This window comes from Streptomyces atroolivaceus, from assembly GCF_000717025.1.
Taxonomy (GTDB): Bacteria; Actinomycetota; Actinomycetes; order Streptomycetales; family Streptomycetaceae; genus Streptomyces; species Streptomyces atroolivaceus.
The window spans coordinates 1-951 of record NZ_JNXG01000060.1 but is presented as its reverse complement, the minus strand read 5'-3'; the positions used below and the strand labels follow the sequence as shown (position 1 = coordinate 951).

1 protein-coding gene and 2 pseudogenes are annotated in these 951 nt (G+C 68.2%); all 3 read right to left on the bottom strand.

The window, feature by feature from the left end; genetic code table 11:
• Nucleotides 1–256, bottom strand: a pseudogene (locus tag OO67_RS35395) (ectoine hydroxylase); the annotation flags it as partial.
• A 3-nt stretch (nt 257–259) separates the two neighbouring features.
• Nucleotides 260–467: pseudogene (locus OO67_RS37705) on the bottom strand (ectoine synthase).
• A gap of 127 nt (nt 468–594) precedes the next feature.
• On the bottom strand, nt 595–951 hold a 357-nt coding region (locus tag OO67_RS35390; RefSeq protein WP_033305945.1), incomplete at its 5' end, for an aminotransferase class III-fold pyridoxal phosphate-dependent enzyme.

The window sequence follows — 951 nt, the reverse complement described above, 5'->3', positions numbered from 1 at the left end:
TGATCGAGCGCTCGTCGGCGCGGACCGCCGGATCGGCGACCAGCCGGTCCAGTTCCGCCCGGTAGACGGCCACCTCGTCAGGGGTGATGAGCTGGTCGACGGTGAGGAAACCGTTCTCCTCGAAGCCTTGCAGGTCCTTCGCGGCTACCGGCCCGGGCGTCCCCGGCGCGGACCAGATGACCGGGTCCTGGCGGGGAGTGGTCATCTCGGCGGCGCCGCGCGAGGGGTACAGGTCGGCGCGTACATCGGTGATCATGGTTCAGCCCTCCTCTGTCAGCAGCGGGTATACACCGTTCTCGTCATGGTCCTCCCGACCGGTGACGGGGGGATTGAAGACGCACACGCAGCGGAAGTCCGTCTTGGGCCGGAGCGTGTGGCAGCACGATGCGCTTGCTCTCCCAGGTTCCTGAAGCGGACCTGACGTGCCGGTCGGTGTTCTCGATGTCACTGAAAGATCGGACGATCACGGTGGGATGGCACCCTTCCTACGTTGGCACGGAATGCGGCGTGAGCGGTGACGGGGCGTTGAGCTGTGACGGGGCGTGAGCGGCCGGCCTTCCCGGCTCTTGGGCGGACGCTTCGCGTCCAGGTGGTTCAGCCGGTTTCCCGCACAGCTCTCGCAAGGATCCGCAGGCCCTCCTCGAGCTCCTCCGAGGAGATGGTGAGGGGCGGCAGTACCTTGACCACCTCACTCTCAGGCCCTGACGTCTCCAGCAGCAGGCCCAGCTCGAAGGCGCGCTTGCAGACGGCGGAGGCACGGGGTGCCTCGGGGAACTGCATGCCCCAGACCAGGCCGCGGCCACGGATCCTGGCCTCGGTCTCCTGGTGCTCCTCCGCGATCGCCAGCAGTGCCTGTTCGACCTGCTCGCCGCGGGCGAGGGTCTGCTTCTCCATCTGGCCGTCGGCCCAGTAGGCGTCGAGCGTGGCGGCGGCGGTGACGAAGGCCGGGTT